The sequence below is a fragment of the Spongiactinospora gelatinilytica genome (genome assembly GCF_003236385.1).
Taxonomy (GTDB): Bacteria; Actinomycetota; Actinomycetes; order Streptosporangiales; family Streptosporangiaceae; genus Spongiactinospora; species Spongiactinospora gelatinilytica.
In genome coordinates, this window is sequence record NZ_POUA01000141.1 from 1 (window position 1) to 17,251 (window position 17,251).

A 17,251-nucleotide genomic window follows, 5' to 3' on the forward strand; every position below is an offset into this window, starting at 1 on the left:
CCCCTGACATCGCCGCCCCCCGCGAGCCGTGGACCGGCCACCGATTACCATCCCAACATGACGGTGCCACCGCAGGAGTACACGTCCATGGAACCGCCGCTCGCGGCGGGCTTCCCGCCCGTGACACGGGAGGGTTGGCGTGCGGCCGCGCTCGCGGTGCTCCGCAGGTCGGGCGTGGAGACCGATGATCCGGAGCAGGCGCTCGCGTCCACGACCCATGACGGCGTCACGGTGCTGCCCCTGTACGACGCCTCCGATGCGCCCGGCGAGCAGGGCGTCCCCGGCGCCTCGCCGTACACCAGGGGCGGCCGGCCGCTGCCCGGCTGGGACATCCGGCAGCTCCACCGCACGGCCGACTCCGCGGCGGTCCTGACCGACCTGGAGAACGGCGTCACCTCGGTCTGGCTCACCCTGACCCCCGGCGGCATCCGGCCGGGCGACCTGCCGCGCGTGCTCGACGGCGTCTACCTCGACCTGGCCCCCGTCGTGCTGGACGCCGGGGCCGACACCCGGGAGGCCGCCGAGGCACTGTTCGCGCTCTCAGGCGGCGTCAGCGGCAACCTCGGGGCCGACCCGCTGGGCCTGGCCGCGCGCACCGGCGACACCTCGGAGAGCGCCGTGGCCGAGGGCCTGCGGGTGGCCGCCGAGCTGGCCGCGCGCTGCGTCTCCGATCGCCCGGGGCTGCGCGCGATCACCGTGGACGCCACCGCCTACCACGAGGCGGGCGGCTCCGACGCCGAGGAGCTGGCCTGCGCGCTGGCCACAGGCGTGGCCTATCTGCGCACGCTCACCGAGGCCGGGCTGAGCGTGGATGACGCGTTCGGGCAACTGGAGTTCCGCTACGCGGCCACCGCCGACCAGTTCGCGACCATCGCCAAGCTGCGCGCCGCCCGGCTGATGTGGGACCGGGTGACCCGGGCCGCCGGGGCCGGCGGAGCCGCCGGACAGCGGCAGCACGCGGTCACCTCATCGGCGATGATGACGGCCCGCGACCCGTGGGTGAACATGCTGCGCACCACGCTGGCCTGCTTCGCGGCGGGCGTCGGCGGCGCGGACGCGGTGACGGTGCTGCCCTTCGACTCCTGCCTCGGCCTGCCCGACGACTTCTCCCGGCGCATCGCCCGCAACACCCAGTCGCTGCTCCAGCAGGAGGCGCACGCCGCCAGGGTCGCCGACCCGGCGGGCGGCTCCTGGTACGCCGAGCGGCTGACCGCCGACCTCGCGCGCGCCGCCTGGACGTGGTTTCAGGAGATCGAGCGCGCCGGCGGGATGGCGCGGGCGCTGCGATCCGGGCTGGTGGCCGGCCGGCTGGCGCGCAGCTGGGAGCGGCGCAGGCGCGACATCGCGCACCGCCGCGACCCGATCACCGGTGTCAGCGAGTTCCCCGACCTCGCCGAGCGGCGGCCGGTACGCCCGCCCGCCCCGGAGGTCCGCGCGGGCGGGCTGCCCAGGATCAGGTACGCCCAGGACTTCGAGGCGCTGCGCGACCTCGCCGACGCGCAGCCCGAGCGGCCCGCGGTCTTCCTGGCCACGATCGGGCCGCCGGCCGCGCACACCGCGCGGGCCACGTTCGCGGCGAACCTCTTCCAGGCGGGCGGGTTCGCCACCCCGGCGAGCGGCCCGGGCACCGACCCGGCCGTGATCGCCGCGGGCTTCGCGCGCAGCGGCGCGCGCGTCGCCTGCCTGTGCGCGAGCGACAAGCTGTACGGCGAGCACGCCGCCCCGGTGGCCGCCGCCCTGCGCGCCGCCGGCGCGCAGGGCATCTGGCTGGCGGGGAAGGGAGAGTACGAGGGCGTGGACGGCAACATCTACACCGGGTGCGACGCGCTCGGCGTGCTACGCGCCACCTTCGACCACCTGGAGGTGAGCCGGTGATACCCGATTTCTCCGAGATCGAGCTGGACGTCCCCGCAACACCGGCCGACCTGGCCGCGTGGAGCGGCGCGGTCCGCGAGGAGACCGGCAAGGACCCCGCCGACCTGCTCTGGGAGACCCCGGAAGGGATCGGCGTGAAGCAGCTCTACACCGCCGCCGACCTGGCCGGGCTCGACTTCCTTTCCACCTACCCGGGGTCGGCCCCCTTCGTGCGCGGGCCGTACCCGACGATGTACGTCAACCAGCCCTGGACCATCCGCCAGTACGCGGGCTTCTCCACCGCCGAGGAGTCCAACGCGTTCTACCGGCGCAACCTGGCGGCCGGGCAGAAGGGCCTGTCCATCGCCTTCGACCTGGCCACCCACCGGGGGTACGACTCCGACCATCCCCGGGTGGCGGGCGACGTCGGCATGGCGGGCGTGGCGATCGACTCCATCTACGACATGCGGCAGCTCTTCGACGGCATCCCGCTGGACCGGATGACCGTCTCGATGACCATGAACGGCGCGGTGCTCCCGGTGCTCGCGCTCTACATCGTGGCCGCCGAGGAACAGGGGGTGGCCCCGGAGCAACTGGCCGGGACCATCCAGAACGACATCCTCAAGGAGTTCATGGTCCGCAACACCTACATCTATCCGCCCGCCCCCTCGATGCGGATCATCTCCGACATCTTCTCCTACACCAGCGAGCGGATGCCGAAGTTCAACTCGATCTCGATCTCCGGCTACCACATCCAGGAGGCCGGGGCCACCTGCGACCTGGAGCTGGCCTACACGCTGGCCGACGGCGTGGAGTACCTGCGCGCCGGGGTGGGCGCCGGGCTGGACGTGGACGCCTTCGCCCCGCGCCTGTCCTTCTTCTGGTGCATCGGGATGAACTTCTTCATGGAGGTCGCCAAGCTGCGCGCCGCGCGGCTGCTGTGGGCGGGGCTCGTCTCGGGCTTCGGCGCGAAGAACCCCAAGTCGCTGTCGCTGCGCACGCACTCCCAGACCTCCGGCTGGTCGCTCACCGCCCAGGACGTCTTCAACAACGTGGCCCGCACCTGCGTGGAGGCGATGGCCGCCACCCAGGGCCACACCCAGTCGCTGCACACCAACGCCCTGGACGAGGCGCTGGCGCTGCCCGGCGACTTCTCGGCCAGGATCGCCCGCAACACCCAGCTCCTGCTCCAGCAGGAGTCGGGCACCACCCGGGTCATCGACCCCTGGGGCGGCTCCTACTACGTCGAGCGCCTCACCCACGAGCTGGCCCGCCGGGCGTGGGGCCACATCGCCGAGGTGGAGGCGGCCGGCGGGATGGCCAAGGCGATCGACGCCGGGCTGCCCAAGCTGCGCATCGAGGAGGCCGCCGCCCGCACCCAGGCCCGGATCGACTCCGGGCGTCAGCCGGTCATCGGGGTCAACCTCTACCGGGCGACCTCCGACGAGGACATCGAGGTCCTCAAGGTGGACAACACCGAGGTACGCCGCCGCCAGCTCGACAAGCTGGCCCGGCTGCGCGCCGAACGCGACCCGCAGGCCGTACGGGCCGCGCTGGACGCGCTGACCGAGGGCGCGGCGGGCACCGCCAACCTGCTCGCGCTCGCGGTGGACGCCGCCCGGGCCAAGGCCACCGTGGGGGAGATCTCCGACGCGCTGGAGAAGGTCTTCGGCCGGCACGCGGGTCAGGTCCGTACCATCAGCGGGGTGTACCGCGAGGAGGTGGGCACCGCGACCGAGGCGGTCCGTGCCGCGTGCGCCGCGTTCGAGCGCGCCGAGGGCAGGCGGCCCAGGATCCTGGTGGCCAAGATGGGGCAGGACGGCCACGACCGGGGCCAGAAGGTGATCGCCACCGCGTTCGCCGACCTCGGCTTCGACGTCGACGTGGGCCCGCTGTTCCAGACCCCCGACGAGGTCGCCCGCCAGGCGGTCGAGGCCGACGTCCACATCGTGGGCGTCTCCTCCCTGGCGGCGGGGCACCTCACGCTGGTGCCCGCGCTGCGCGACGCGCTGGCCGCGGCCGGCCGGGCGGACATCATGATCGTGGTCGGCGGGGTCATCCCGCCGGGCGACCACGACGCGCTGCGCGCCGCGGGGGCGTCGGCCATCTTCCCGCCGGGCACCGTCATCTCCGAGGCCGCGCTCGGCCTGCTCGGCGAGCTGGCGCATCGGCTGGGTCATGACGCTTGACGACTACGTGGCGGGCGTCAAGGACGGCTCCCGGGCGTGGATCGCGCGGGCCATCACGCTCGTCGAGTCGGCCCGGCCCGACCACCGGGCGCTGGCCCAGCGGCTGCTGGTGGAGCTGACCCCGCTGTCCGGCAACGCCCGCAGGGTGGGCATCTCCGGAGTGCCGGGGGCGGGCAAGTCGACGTTCATCGACGCCCTCGGCCTGCGGCTGACCGGCGAGGGGCACCGCGTCGCGGTGCTCGCCGTCGATCCCTCCTCCAGCCGCAGCGGCGGCAGCATCCTGGGCGACAAGACCCGCATGGCCCGCCTGGCCGCCGACCCCGCCGCCTTCATCAGGCCCTCGCCCACCGCGGGCACGCTCGGCGGCGTGGCCAAGGCGACGCGGGAGGCCATGGTGGTGGTCGAGGCGGCCGGGTTCGACACCGTGCTGGTGGAGACCGTCGGCGTCGGGCAGTCCGAGACCGCGGTGGCCGACATGGTGGACACCTTCGTGCTGCTCACGCTGGCCCGCACCGGCGACCAGTTGCAGGGCATCAAGAAGGGCGTGGTCGAGCTGGCCGACGTGATCGCGGTGAACAAGGCCGACGGCGATCACGAACTGGCCGCGCGCAAGGCCGCCAGGGAGCTGGCCGGGGCGCTGCGCATGCTCCGCGGGGAGGGCCCGCCGCCACCGGTGCTGACCTGTAGCGGCATGACCGGCGCCGGCCTCGATGAGCTGTGGGCGAAGGTCATCGCCCACCAGGAGCGCTCGGACGTCGCCGGACGCCGCCGCCGCCAGCAGGTCGGCTGGACCTGGACGCTGGTCCGCGACCGGCTGCTGACCGAGCTGCGCGACCACCCCGACGTCGCGGCCATCGCCGGCGAGGTCGAACGCGAGGTCCTGTCCGGTACGCTCACCCCGGCGCTGGCCGCCGACCGCATCCTGGCCGCTTTCACCCGCTGACTTCTCCAGGCGGAGAGGTTCCGCCTCCCACGGTGGCAGGCATCGTACTCGCGAGGTGGGATTCCGCACCCCGGTCCGGTCACGGTCCGCTGTCATCGTGTGACGATTGCCAGCGAACCGATCACGGGAGGCTGTCGTGGACCAGGATCCGCCACTGCCCGAGCGCGTGGCACGGTCGCTCGCCGAATACCGGGCGCTGCTCGCCGAGCACGGGCCCACCTGGGGCGAGACGCCGATCATGTTCGTCCAGCAAATGCTGACAAACCCGTACCTGACCCGCAAGCACGACTTCTGGGGGGTCGCGAGCAAGCTGGCCCTGGCCGCCCACCCCGGCACGCCGGAGAGCGAGCTGGACGACCGGATCGCCGAACTCGACATGGACGAGGTCGTCCGCGACGCCCTGCGCGGCGAGGTCCTCGACAACATGGCCGCGCTGCGGATCTCCCCGGGGCGGGTGTTCGTGGAGGCGATGCCGCAGGCGGTGCTGCCCGGCCGGCCGTTCGCCACCAGCCTGCTGCTGGACTCCTCACGAGACCGGCCGGTCACGGTGACCGTGGACGGCGTGCGGCACGAGATCCGGCCGGGCGGGGCGCGGATGGTGCGGATCACCTCGAAGTCCACCGTGGAGGTGGACGGCGAGCAGGTGGGGCTCGCCGTGCTGACCCGGCGGGCGGAGGCGGCCAGGCTGCGCCTGCGGGCCGGGTTCCCCTGCCGGTGGAGCGTGCTCGGCGGTAACGACCAGGGCTGGTACCCCGACAAGGTGCCGCACCGCCGCGACCACCACCGCATGCCGTACTTCCACGGCGACGACATCGTGCTCGACGTGCCCGCCGAACCGCTCACCCTGCGGGTGACCCGCGGCATGGAGTACGGCACGGCCGAGACCGTGGTGATCCCCCCGCCCGGCCGGGAGACGGTGGTGGACATGTCCCCGGCGCGGCTGTACGACGCGGCGGCCCGCGGCTGGTACGGCGGCGACATGCACGTCCACCTCAACTGGGCGGGAGACGTGGTCGGCACCCCGGCCGACGCCGCCGCCGTCCAGCACGGCGAGGACCTGCACGTGCTCAACCTGGTGGCGGGCAACATCGCCACCGGCCGGGTCTACGACGCCGAGGCGCTGCGGCACTGGGCCGGGCGCGACCTGCCGTGGTCGGACGGCGGCCACATCGCCAGGATGGGCGTGGAGTACCGCAACGACCTGCTCGGCCACCTCTTCGCCTTCGGGGTGAGCGCGCCGCCCGAGAGGTTCCACACCGGTTTCGCGGGCGACCCGGACTGGCCGCCGAACGAGGCCGGCTGCGCCGAACTGCGCGACCTGGGGGCGGTCCTCGGCTACAGCCACCCCTTCCACCAGCAGGCGCACGAGCACGACGGCCCCGAGCGGGCGCTGGGCTCCGGGCGCTGCTGCGCGGCCAGAGAGATCGTCGCCGACGCCGCGCTCGGCCTGGTCGACGCGCTCGACGTGGTCAACCACTCCTCGGTGACCGGCACCGCGGCCGTCTACCGCAGGCTGATCGGCGCGGGCAACCGGCTGGCCGTCACCGCGGGCACCGACACGATGATCTCCTTCACCCGGCGCGGCAGCCAGTCCGCCCCGCCGGGCTGGGGGCGCGTCTACGCCAAGGTGGGCGGGCCGCTGAGCGCCGGGTCCTTCGCCGCGGCGATCCGCGCCGGCCGTACCTTCGCCACCACCGGCCCCTGGCTGGAACTCGACGTCGAGGGCCTGGGCCCCGGAGACACGCTCGACCTGGACGAGCGCGGCGGGCGGATCAGGGTCACCGTACGGGCCATCGGCCCCGAGGTCGAGCGACTGTCCATCCGCACGGCGAGCGGCACCGCCGCCGAAGGCCCCCCGGACGGTCTTTCCGTCATGCTCGACGTGACCGAGCCGACCTACGTGCTGGCGATCGCCCAGGGCGGCCCGCACCCCCGCGCGATGCGGGCCGACGTCTACGCCTGCACCAGCCCGGTCTACGTCGATCTCGCCGGGGCGCACGTGGCGCGGGAGGAGGACGTGCGGTGGTGCCTGGACTGGCTGGACCGGCTGGAGGAGATGGTCGGGCGGGAGGGCCGCCTGACCGCGCCCGGGCAGTTCGCCGATCATGTGGCGCTCTACGACAGGGCGCGCGCGGTCTACCGCTCCCGGCTGGCCGCCCGCTGACCTTTACCGGCCCGCCGGACGGGAAGAAGTCGGTCATGCGGACGAATCGGATGATAGAGGCGATTTCCCCAGGAGCGGCGTTCTCGGCGGTCCCGGCCCCCCGGCGGCGGTGGGTGTCGCGGACGAGGTCCCGGCTCGGCGCGCTGGACCGGCGGCTGTTCGCCGCCGTGGCGAGGGCGGACTGGCCGGCCGGGGATCGGGTGCTGCCCGCGTTGTCGCGGGCGGCGGACAACTCGCTGCTGTGGGCCGGGTTCGCGGCCGGGCTCGCGGTGAGCGGGCGGCGCCGGCTGCGCCGGGCGGCGACCCGGGGCCTGCTCGCGGTCAGCCTGGCCAGCCCGCTGGTCAACCTCGCCACCAAGCAGGCGTTCGGCCGCCGCCGGCCGTCCGGGGTCGAGCTGCCGCTGGCCCGGCTGCTGGCCATGCCGACGTCCACGTCGTTCCCGTCGGGCCACTCGGCGTCGGCCGCCGCGTTCGCCACCGCCGTGGCGATGGAGGCCCCGCCGCGGGTGGCGGTGCCGGTCGCCCTGGTGGCGGCGGCGGTGTGCTTCTCCCGCATCTACACCGGTGTCCACTACCCCGGCGACGTGCTCGCCGGCGCGGGCATCGGGGTGGCCACCGGGCTGCTCACCCGGCGGCTGTGGCCGGACGCCGCCGAGGCCGGGCGGGCGCGGGCGGCGGCGACCGCGCCGCTGCTCGATCTCGATCCACACGGGGCCGGAGTGGTGGCGGTGATCAACCCGTCATCAGCCGAGACCGCGCAGACCGCGGACGCGCTGCGCGCCGGACTGCCCGCCGCCGACATCGTGACGCCCGGCCCGGACGCCGACATCGCCGCGGTCATGCGGGAGGCCGCCGGGCGGGCCACCGTGCTCGCCGTCGCGGGCGGCGACGGCTCGGCGAGCCGGGCCGCCGCCGCGGCCCTGGAACACGGCCGCCCGCTGCTGGTGGTGCCCGCGGGCACCTTCGACCACTTCGCGCGCACGCTCGGCATCGAGACGCCGCAGGAGGCGGTGGCCGCCTACCGGTCCGGGCAGGCCGTCACGGTGGACGTGGGGGAGGCGGCGGGCCGGGTGTTCCTCAACAACGCCGGCCTCGGCCTGTACCCGGCGCTCGTGGACCGCAGGGAGGCCCGCGAGCACCGGATCGGCAAGTGGCCCGCGCTGCTGTGGGCGCTGGGCGAACTGCTGGCCGGCGGGGCGCGGCCGGTCGAGGTGGAGGTGGACGGCACGCCGTACCGGGCGTGGCTGCTGTTCGTCGGCAACTGCCGCTACGACGTGCGCGGCGCCGCGCCCACCCGGCGGGCCAGGCTGGAGGACGGCGTGCTGGACATCCGGCTGCTGGCCGCCGCCGGGCGGCTGCCCCGGCTGCGCGCGTTCACCAGCGTGATCGGCGGGCGGCTCGGCCTGTCCCGGCACTACCACCAGTGGAAGGCCGACAACCTGCACGTCACGACACCTTCCGGGAAGGTGCGCCTGGCCTGTGACGGCGAGACGTTCACCGCCGGAGGGCCGGTCACGTTCATCAAACGCCCCCGGGCTCTTGCCGTGCTCCGTGACATCGGGTAAGCTTTTTTCGCTTTGTCGCCGTCCCAAGGGGAGCCCGTTGAGGATCTGAGGTCCGGACACCGCGCCGGTGGCCCGTTCTGGTGGCCCGTGCGCGTCTGACCTCAGATGACCGCCCTCGACGACGGACGGCGATCTTCTACGCCGGGCGTACCGCCCGCGGTGTCCAGCAGGTACCGAATGCCGGAGATACCACCGTGGGGAGCCGCCTTATGTCCTTTGCCATCGTCTGTGATGACATCTCCTTCGCCTGGCCGGACGGCACGCCGGTGCTCGACGGCCTCGACCTCGCCCTGGGCGACGGCGCCACCGGCCTGATCGGCGTCAACGGCGCGGGCAAGTCCACCCTGCTGAAGATCATCGCTGGGGAGCTGCGCCCGCGCTCGGGCACGGTCACCGTGGCGGGCGAGGTCGGCTACCTCCCGCAGGACCTGCCGCTCGGCACCGCGGCCACCGTCTCGGACCTGCTCGGGATCAGCGCCGCCCGGCGCGCGCTGCACGCCATCGAGCGGGGCGAGGTGGGCGAGGAGAACTTCGCCGCCGTCGGCGACGACTGGGACGTCGAAGAACGCGCCCGCGCCGAACTCGACCGGCTCGGCCTCACCGAGATCGAGCTGGACCGCACGGTCGGCGCCCTGTCCGGCGGCGAGACCGTCATGGTGGGCCTGGCCGCGCAGTTCCTGCGCCGCCCCGACGTGCTGCTGCTCGACGAGCCGACCAACAACCTGGACCTCGACGCCAGGCGGCGGCTCTACGCGGCCGTCACGTCCTGGCCGGGGGTCATGGTGATCGTCAGCCACGACCGCGGGCTGCTGGACCTGGTCGACCGGGTGGCCGACCTCGCCGACGGCGAGATCCGGATCTACGGCGGCAACCTGTCGGCGTACGAGGAGGTCCTGGCGGCCGAGCGGGAGGCCGCCGAGCGGATGGTCCGGGTGGCCGAGGCCGACGTGCGCCGCCAGCAGCGGGAGCTGATCGAGGCCAGGACCAAGCTGGACCGCAGGGCCCGCTACGGCAAGAAGATGAGCGAGAACAAGCGCGAGCCGAAGATCGTGATGGGCGAGCGCAAGCGGCAGGCCCAGGTATCCGCGGGCAAGCACCGCAACACGCACATTGAGCGACTGGACGACGCCCGCCGCCGGCTCACCGAGGCCGAGGAGTCGGTCAGGGACACCGCGGAGATCCGGATCGACCTGCCGGGCACCGAGGTGCCCGCCGGTCGTACCGTGCTGACCCTGGGCATCGCGGGCGCGCGGGAGCTGGTGGTGCGCGGGCCCGAGCGGATCGCGCTGCTCGGGCCGAACGGCGCGGGCAAGACCACGCTGCTGCGGACCGTGGCGGGGGAGATCGCCCCCGGCGCGGCGGGCCGGGGCGTGCCGGTCGAGTCGGTGAGCGCCGGCGTGGCCGGGGTGCGTTACCTGCCGCAGCGGCTGGACCTGCTGGACGACTCGCTGAGCGTGCTGGGGAACGTGCGGAGGTTCGCGCCCGCCGCGACCGACAACGCGATCAGGGCGCGGCTGGCCAGGTTCCTCTTCCGGGGGGATCGGGCCGATCAGGTCGCGGGCACCCTGTCCGGCGGCGAGCGGTTCCGGGCGGTGCTCGCGGCGCTGCTGTGCGCCGAGCCGCCGCCGCAACTGCTGCTGCTCGACGAGCCGACCAACAACCTGGACCTGGCGAGCGTCCGCCGCCTGGTGGAGGCGCTGGCGGCCTACCGGGGGGCTCTCGTGGTGGCGAGCCACGACCTGGCCTTTCTCGGCGAAATCGGGATCACCAGGACGTTGCGCGCCGGCGCGGAGGGCGAGCTGGCCGAGGAGCCCTGGCCGCAGTGAGCCGGGGACATGGCGGCGTGGCCATGCCCCCGGCCCCCGGGCCTGCTATCTGGACCACTGTCCGAATGGTCCCCGGTCGCCGGGCCGGGGGCCGCTCGTATCCGTCAACTGGAGAAGAGCATTCCCACCCAGCTACGCTGGCGGTGCCCGTGGTGGTATCCGCCGTGCGGGGCGCCCCAGGCGGGCGCGCCATGCGCGGGCGGCGGCGGCGGGGGCGGGGCGTGCTGGGAGTACTGCGACTCGAGCCGGGTCAGCGTCTCCAGCTCGCCGTAGTCCAGGAAGATTCCGCGGCAGTTCTCGCACTGCTCGATGTGCACGCCGTTGCGTTCGTAAGTGCGCATGTTGCCGCGGCACTTAGGGCACTGCATCAATGGTCTCCTTGCCCTTGGTCCAGGGTTTTCTGAGCACAACCTACTGCGTGTGCGGCTCGCGCGGGCGAACATCCGTTCCGGCGATCCGCGCGCAGGCGTCCACCAGCATTCGTTCCACTTCGTCCACCTGCCGTCCCTTGCGCCTGGCGCTGATCAGCGCCGCCGCGGCGAGCTGCACGGTCAAGGCCCTGGCCGGTCCGTCCAGGCGTTCCCACGGGTCGGCCGCGCCCGCTAACGCGGGGCCGCCGGCGTCCAGGTAGGCGGTCAGGAACCGGTCCCAGGCGGCGGGGTCGAGCAGCCCGCAGGCGAACCAGGCGGCCGGGCGGGCGAGGTCCCACGCCTGGTCGCCGACGCCGAGGTCGTCCACGTCGATCAGCGTCCATTCGCCCGCTTCCGGCGGGTGGCGCACCAACTGGCCGAAATGCCAGTCGCCGTGCGCGAGCCCGGTACGCCCGGCGGCCGGGGGCAGCGAGGCCGCCGCCGCGCGCACGACGTCCTCCTCGGGGCCGCCGCCGTTCAGGGCCGCCACGGTCTTGGCCATCCGCCCGGGGCCGCCCGCGGGCGGCAGCGGCGGCAGTGCCGCGACCGGTACGGAGTGCAGCGCGGCGAGCAGCCGGGCCGCCGCCTCCCACGGCGCGGCGTCCGGATCGCCGGAATCGACCGGCTCCCCGGCGGGCCACACCGACACCAGCCGCTCCTCCACCTGGGTGATGCCGGTGTCGGCGGGCGGCAGCATGATCCCGCCGAGCCGGGCCGAGGCCGCCACCCGGGGCGCGAGCAGCGCGGCGTCCATGCCGGGGGCATGGGCCTTGACCACGATCGCGCCCACCCGCACGATCATCACGTCCGGTCTGGTGGGGATGAGTTCGGCCGGAGCGCCCGGTCCGGCGTGCGCCCTGCCGATCTCGGCGAGGCGGCGCGCGAGCGGGGGCATCGGTGGGGAAGGCATGCGGGCCAATCTAGATTGGCCACATGAGGATCGGATACGGAGTGCCGGTTTCGGGGGCATGGGCGACCCCTGGCAACATGGCACGGATCGCCGTCCGCGCGGAAGAACTCGGCTACAGCGACGTGTGGACCTTCCAGCGGCTGCTCACCCCTGTGGGGCATCCGATGGGGTCGACCTACCGGAGCGTGCAGGACCCCACGGTCACGCTGGCCTACCTGGCTGGGGTGACCAGCCGGATCGGGCTGGGCGTGGCCGTGCTGAACCTCCCCCTCTACTCGCCCGCGCTGCTGGCCAAGCAGCTCGCCACGTTGCAGTCGGTGTCCGGAGGGCGGCTCACCGCGGGGCTCGGGCTGGGGTGGCTGAAGGAGGAGTTCGCCGCCTCGGGCCTGCCGTTCGAGCGGCGCGGGGCGCGCGCCGAGGAGTACCTGGACGTGCTGCGCAAGCTGTGGACCGACGAGGTGATCGAGCACGAGGGGGAGTTCTACCGCGTCCCCGCCTCCTACCAGGACCCCAAACCGGTCCCCGGGCCGCCGCCGATCCTGCTCGGCGGCATGGCCGATGTGGCGCTGCGCCGCGCGGGGCGGCTCGCCGACGGCTGGGTCAGCTCCAGCCAGGAGGACCTGTCGGGCATCAAAGAACGGATCTACGTTGTGAAGGAGGCGGCCCGTGCGGCCGGGCGTGACCCCGAGTCGCTGCGGATCGTCTGCCGTGGCGTGACCACACCGGGCCCGGCGGGACGGCCGGACCGCAAACCGCTCACCGGCTCCTACGAGGAGATCCGCCAGGACGTCGCGGAGCTGGCCGCGAGCGGCGTCACCGAGGTCTTCCACGACCTCAACTTCGTCACCGAGTTCGGGGCGCCGGACGTGGACCCCGCGGACGCCCTGCGCCGCGCCGAGGAGGCCCTGGAGGCGCTCGCGCCTTAGCGGCCTCAGGACATGTGCAGGACCGCGACGCCGTTGATCCGGTCGGCCGCCAGGTCGGCGAGCGCGCGGTCCGCCGCGTCCGTCGGGTAGGCCACCGTGCTCACCCGTGGCGGGTGCGCGGTGGCCGCGGCGAGGTAGGCGCGGCCGTCGGCCCGGGTGTTGGCGGTCACGCTGCGCAGCGTGCGCTCCTGGAACAGGTGGCGGTCGTAGTCGAGCCCGGGGATGTCGCTGAGGTGGATGCCCGCGACGGCGAGTACGCCGCCCCGGTCCAGCGCCGCCAGCGCGACCGGCACCAGGTCGCCCACCGGCGCGAACAGGATGGCGGCGTCGAGCGGTTCGGGCGGCGCGTCGCGGGCGTCGCCCGCCGAGGCCGCGCCGAGCTCCAGCGCCAGGCTCCTGGCCGCGGGGGAGCGGGTCAGCACGTGCACGGTCGCGCCCTGGGCGATGGCGACCTGGGCGGTCAGGTGCGCGGACGCGCCGAATCCGTAGATCCCGAGCCGGCCGCCCTGGGGCAGGTCGGCGCGGAGCAGCGCGCGGTAGCCGATGATCCCGGCGCACAGCAGCGGCGCGAGCCGCGCGGCGGGCGGGTCGCCGGGGAGCGGGTAGACGTAGGCGGCGGGGGCGGTCAGGTACTGGGCGTAGCCGCCGTCGGCGTCCCATCCGGTGTAGGCGGAGTGGGGGCACAGGTTCTCCAGGCCGCGCCGGCAGTACCGGCAGGCGCCGCAGGTCGAGCGCAGCCAGGCCACACCGACCCTGGCGCCCGCGGGGTAGGTGCCCGGCGGGGCCGAGACCACCCGGCCGACGGCCTCGTGGCCGGGCACGGTGCGCGGGCGGCGCGGCGGGAGGTCGCCCTCGGCCAGGTGCAGGTCGGTGCGGCAGACCGCGCACGCCTCCACCTTGACCAGCACCTCGTCCGGGCCGGGGCGGGGGACGGGCAGCCGGACGCGTTCCAGCGGGCCGGTGCCGATCGGCCCCGGGCGGGCCACCACCCAGGCGTCCATGTCCGTCTCCGCCGCCACGCTCGTTACTCCGCCATGGCCAGGCGGCGCTCTGCCAGGCCCGCGTAGATCGCCGCCCCGTCGGGGAGCACGGCGTCGTCGAACATCGCCTCGGCCGAGTGGTTGAAGGGGGCGGTGGCCGGGTCGAGGTGCGGCGGGCAGGCCCCCAGCGCGATGAACGCCCCCGGCACCTCCTCCAGCACGTAGGAGAAGTCCTCTGAGCCGGTGATGGGCCGCGGGGCGATCAGGTAGCGGTCCGCGCCGAGCAGGTCGCCCACCACGTCGCCGGCGAAGGCGCTCTCCTCGGGGTCGTTGACCGTCACCGGGTAGCCCCTTCCGAAGGCGGCGTCGACCGTCAGGCCGTACGCCGCGCCGGTGTCCATGAGCAGCTCGATGATCCGCTTCTGGATCTTCGCCCGGTTGGTGTCGCTGAAGGTGCGGACCGTGAGCTCCAAGACCGCCTGGTCGGGGATGATGTTGCCGGCGGTGCCCGCGTGGAACGCGCCGACCGTCACCACGACCGGGTCGAACACGTCGAACTCCCTGGTGACCAGGGTCTGCAACGCGGTGACCATCTGGCAGGCCGCCGGGATCGGGTCCACGGACAAATGCGGGGTGGAGCCGTGCCCGCCTTTGCCGCGCACGGTGACGGTGAGGGCGTCGCCGGCGGCGAGCATCGGCCCGCCCCGGCTGGTGAACAGGCCGCCGGGCAGCACGGTGGAGAGCACGTGCAGGCCGTAGGCGGCGATCGGGCGCTCGCCCGCCGCGTCGAGGACGCCTTCGTCGATCATGACCTTGGCGCCCTCCCAGCCCTCCTCGCCGGGCTGGAACATGAAGATCACGTCTCCGGCGAGGTCCTGCCTGCGGTCGGCGAGCAGCCGCGCGGCCCCGGCGAGCATCGTGGTGTGCAGGTCGTGGCCGCAGGCGTGCATCCGCTCGGGGAAGCGCGAGGAGTACGGCACGCCGGTGCGCTCGGTCACCGGCAGCGCGTCCATGTCGCCGCGCAGCAGTACGGCGGGGCCGGGCCGCCCGCCGCGCAGGACGGCGGTGACCGAGCTGAGCGCGTCACCGGTGGTGATCTCCAGGGGCAGGCCGTCGAGGGCGGCGAGCACCTTGTCCTGGGTGCGCGGGAGGTGCAGGCCCAGTTCGGGTTCGGTGTGCAGGTCCTGGCGCAGCCGCGCCAGGTCTCCGGCCATTTCCCTGGCGTTCTCAAGAAGCGACATGCACTGCATTGTCGCACCCCGGAACCGCACGGCCAGGACCTGGCACGGTGAAGATCCGTCCATGGCGGGCGGCGGCCCAGGGGCGGGGACCCGCCTGCGTAGGATGGCCGAGTGAGCGATCGTAAACCCATTGAGTGCTGGTTGTCCGATATGGACGGCGTCCTTGTCAAGGAAGGGCAGCCGGTGCCCGGCGCGGCCGAGTTCATCGGAAGGCTGCGCGACTCGGGCAGGCGCTTTCTGGTGCTCACCAACAACTCGATATACACGCCGCGCGACCTCGCGGTGCGGCTGCGGGCGGCGGGCCTGGACGTGCCCGAGGAGTCGATCTACACCTCGGCGCTGGCCACCGCCCGGTTCCTGGCCGACCAGCGGCCGGACGGCTCGGCGTACGTGATCGGCGAGTCGGGGCTGACCACGGCCCTGCACCGGGTCGGCTACGTGCTCACCGACATCGACCCCGACTACGTCGTGCTCGGCGAGACGCGCAACTACAGCTTCGAGCAGATCACCAAGGCGATCCGGCTGATCGAGTCGGGGGCCAGGTTCATCGCGACCAACCCCGACCCGATCGGGCCGTCCGCGGAGGGATCGATGCCGGCCTGCGGGGCGGTGGCCGCCATGATCACCCGGGCGACCGACGTCCAGCCGTACTTCGTGGGCAAGCCCAACCCGATGATGATGCGCAGCGCGATCAACGCCATCGACGGCCACAGCGAGAGCACCGCCATGATCGGCGACCGGATGGACACCGACGTGGTCTCCGGCATGGAGGCGGGCCTGTTCACCATCCTGGTGCTGACCGGGGTGACGCCGCGGCAGCAGATCGACCGCTTCCCGTTCCGGCCCTCGCTGGTGGTGGACTCGGTGGCCGACCTCATCCCGATGATCGACTGAGCCCGGCCGGGCGGTGACCCCCGCACCCGCCCATTCCGAATGACCGTCATCCCGCTACCGCATGATCGGTGACCGGCCGGCCCGGCGGCGAGTTGAATCGTGCCCGTTGCCAGCGGCGATCGGCGGAAGGACGGTAGTGAGCGGGCAGAGCGGGCGGGATCCAGCCGGGGCCGGGCAGGTCGCCGGCCGTACGGTCGTGGTCGTCGGGGGCACCAGCGGGATCGGTACCGCGATCGCCGAGCGGTTCGCCGCCTCGGGGGCGGAGGTGATCGCCGCCGGGCTGCGCGCCGAGCACTCGCCCGCCGCGGGCGTCGCGCGCACCGTGGAGCTGGATCTCACCAGCGGCGATGACCTGGAGAGGTTTCTTTCCGGGCTGTCGCGGCTGGACGTGCTGGTGAACGCGGCCGGGGTGTTGCGGCGGGGCGCGGAGTACGACCCCCAGGTCTTCGCCCGGGTGATCGAGATCAACCTGAACGGCGCGATGCGCGCGTGCGTCGCCGCCCGGGGGCTGCTGGCCCGCTCCGGCGGGTGCATCGTGAACGTGGCGTCGATGCTGAGTTTCCTGGGCGGCCCGCTGGTCCCGGCCTACACCGCGAGCAAGGGCGGCGTGTCGCAGCTCACCAAGGCGCTGGCGGTGGCCTGGGCGGCCGAGGGCATCAGGGTCAACGCGGTCGCGCCCGGCTGGATCCGTACCGCGCTGACCGCCGACCTGCACCAGAACCCGGAAAGCGAGCGGCGCATCGTGGAGCGCACGCCGATGCGGCGCTGGGGCGAGCCGTCGGACGTGGCGGGGGCGGTGGCCTTCCTGTGCGGCCCCGACGCCCGGTTCATCACCGGGGTGGTCCTGCCGGTGGACGGCGGGTACCTCGCCGCCTGACCAGAGCGAGAAGGCCGGAGCGAGAAGGAGTGAGGACACGATGACGACGAGCGCGCGGGGACCGGTGATCGCCCAGTCCGGGGTGGTGCCGCCGGAGATCGCGGTGGCGGCGCTGCCCGCGGACGAGCGGGTCTGGGTGCCGCAGGCGCCGAACGTGTGGTTTCGGCCGCTGATGTTCAACACGGTGCTCGGGCAGTGGTGCAACCTGCTGAAGGTGACGGCGTCGGGGATCGTGTCGCGGCACCGGCATCCCGGGGCGGTGTTCGGGTACGTGATCAAGGGGAAGTGGCGCTACTACGAGCACCCGTGGGTGGCCGAGGCGGGGCACTTCGTGTACGAGCCGCCGGGGGAGATCCACACGCTGGCGGTGCCGGACGACTGCGACGAGATGATCACCTTCTTCAACATCTCGGGGGCCATGGCGTACGTGGACGAGGAGGGGGTGCAGGTGGGGTACGAGGACACGTTCACC

The 17,251-nt window shown here is 73.8% G+C and carries 14 protein-coding genes; 10 read left to right on the forward strand and 4 right to left on the reverse strand.

Translation table 11 applies throughout. From position 1 onward, the window contains the following. Positions 1-57 precede the first annotated feature (57 nt). From C1I98_RS18755 to C1I98_RS18780, 6 genes are all read left to right on the forward strand, one after another. Positions 58-1,875 (forward strand): methylmalonyl-CoA mutase family protein, encoded by a 1,818-nt coding sequence (locus C1I98_RS18755; protein ID WP_111168743.1) that lies wholly within the window; start codon positions 58-60, stop codon positions 1,873-1,875. Next, positions 1,872-4,043: a methylmalonyl-CoA mutase gene (scpA, locus tag C1I98_RS18760; RefSeq protein WP_111168744.1), complete on the forward strand. Its 2,172-nt coding sequence runs from the start codon at positions 1,872-1,874 to the stop codon at positions 4,041-4,043. The genes C1I98_RS18755 and scpA overlap by 4 nt, the downstream gene beginning before the upstream one ends. Then, positions 4,033-4,986: a methylmalonyl Co-A mutase-associated GTPase MeaB gene (gene meaB, locus C1I98_RS18765; protein ID WP_111168745.1), complete on the forward strand. Its 954-nt coding sequence runs from the start codon at positions 4,033-4,035 to the stop codon at positions 4,984-4,986. Before scpA ends, meaB begins: the two co-directional genes overlap by 11 nt. 136 nt (positions 4,987-5,122) lie before the next feature. Then, positions 5,123-7,150 (forward strand): CehA/McbA family metallohydrolase, encoded by a 2,028-nt coding sequence (locus C1I98_RS18770; RefSeq protein WP_111168746.1) that lies wholly within the window; start codon positions 5,123-5,125, stop codon positions 7,148-7,150. 50 nt (positions 7,151-7,200) lie between these two features. Next, positions 7,201-8,715, forward strand: coding sequence for a bifunctional phosphatase PAP2/diacylglycerol kinase family protein (locus C1I98_RS18775; protein WP_158558090.1), 1,515 nt, complete (start codon positions 7,201-7,203; stop codon positions 8,713-8,715). Between the two features lie 209 nt (positions 8,716-8,924). Next, on the forward strand, positions 8,925-10,541 hold the full coding sequence (locus C1I98_RS18780; protein WP_111168748.1) for an ABC-F family ATP-binding cassette domain-containing protein: 1,617 nt from the start codon (positions 8,925-8,927) through the stop codon (positions 10,539-10,541). 104 nt (positions 10,542-10,645) lie between these two features. Here C1I98_RS18780 and C1I98_RS18785 read toward each other — a convergent pair whose 3' ends face one another. Continuing rightward, positions 10,646-10,909 carry a TFIIB-type zinc ribbon-containing protein gene (locus tag C1I98_RS18785; RefSeq protein ID WP_111168749.1) on the reverse strand — a complete coding sequence of 88 codons (264 nt, stop codon included), beginning with the start codon at positions 10,907-10,909 and terminating at the stop codon, positions 10,646-10,648. Positions 10,910-10,952: 43 nt separating this feature from the next. Continuing rightward, the gene (locus C1I98_RS18790) at positions 10,953-11,861 is read right to left on the reverse strand and encodes a phosphotransferase family protein (RefSeq protein ID WP_233507984.1); all 909 of its coding nucleotides are present in this window, start codon (positions 11,859-11,861) and stop codon (positions 10,953-10,955) included. Between the two features lie 23 nt (positions 11,862-11,884). On the opposite strand from C1I98_RS18790, the gene C1I98_RS18795 reads away from it, so the two are divergent. After that, entirely contained in the window at positions 11,885-12,787 is a 903-nt protein-coding gene (locus tag C1I98_RS18795; protein ID WP_111168751.1) for a TIGR03619 family F420-dependent LLM class oxidoreductase, read from the forward strand. A 5-nt stretch (positions 12,788-12,792) separates the two neighbouring features. Here the strand turns inward: C1I98_RS18795 and C1I98_RS18800 are convergent, their stop codons facing one another. Continuing rightward, entirely contained in the window at positions 12,793-13,806 is a 1,014-nt protein-coding gene (locus C1I98_RS18800; protein ID WP_368773531.1) for a zinc-binding alcohol dehydrogenase family protein, read from the reverse strand. A gap of 5 nt (positions 13,807-13,811) precedes the next feature. Then, positions 13,812-15,008 carry a M20 metallopeptidase family protein gene (locus C1I98_RS18805; RefSeq protein WP_111168752.1) on the reverse strand — a complete coding sequence of 399 codons (1,197 nt, stop codon included), beginning with the start codon at positions 15,006-15,008 and terminating at the stop codon, positions 13,812-13,814. A 111-nt stretch (positions 15,009-15,119) separates the two neighbouring features. Here C1I98_RS18805 and C1I98_RS18810 point away from each other — a divergent pair, with 111 nt between their 5' ends. The 3 genes from C1I98_RS18810 to C1I98_RS18820 all read left to right on the forward strand — a co-directional run. Beyond that, complete coding sequence (locus C1I98_RS18810; RefSeq protein WP_111168753.1) at positions 15,120-15,902, forward strand: HAD-IIA family hydrolase; 783 nt, start codon at positions 15,120-15,122, stop codon at positions 15,900-15,902. A gap of 136 nt (positions 15,903-16,038) precedes the next feature. Then, a complete protein-coding gene (locus C1I98_RS18815) occupies positions 16,039-16,779 on the forward strand; it encodes an SDR family NAD(P)-dependent oxidoreductase (RefSeq protein WP_233507985.1) in 741 nt (246 codons plus the stop codon). Positions 16,780-16,819: 40 nt separating this feature from the next. Next, a partial coding sequence (locus C1I98_RS18820; RefSeq protein WP_111168756.1) for a 2,4'-dihydroxyacetophenone dioxygenase family protein occupies positions 16,820-17,251 on the forward strand: 432 nt, incomplete at its 3' end.

Coding starts and splice junctions, on each gene's coding strand:
- C1I98_RS18790 (WP_233507984.1), bottom strand. CDS start 11,861: ATGCCTTCCCCACCGATGCCCCCGCTCGCGCGCCGCCTCGCCGAGATC.
- C1I98_RS18785 (WP_111168749.1), bottom strand. CDS start 10,909: ATGCAGTGCCCTAAGTGCCGCGGCAACATGCGCACTTACGAACGCAAC.
- meaB (WP_111168745.1), top strand. CDS start 4,033: ATGACGCTTGACGACTACGTGGCGGGCGTCAAGGACGGCTCCCGGGCG.
- C1I98_RS18780 (WP_111168748.1), top strand. CDS start 8,925: ATGTCCTTTGCCATCGTCTGTGATGACATCTCCTTCGCCTGGCCGGAC.
- C1I98_RS18755 (WP_111168743.1), top strand. CDS start 58: ATGACGGTGCCACCGCAGGAGTACACGTCCATGGAACCGCCGCTCGCG.
- C1I98_RS18795 (WP_111168751.1), top strand. CDS start 11,885: ATGAGGATCGGATACGGAGTGCCGGTTTCGGGGGCATGGGCGACCCCT.
- C1I98_RS18775 (WP_158558090.1), top strand. CDS start 7,201: ATGATAGAGGCGATTTCCCCAGGAGCGGCGTTCTCGGCGGTCCCGGCC.
- C1I98_RS18805 (WP_111168752.1), bottom strand. CDS start 15,008: ATGTCGCTTCTTGAGAACGCCAGGGAAATGGCCGGAGACCTGGCGCGG.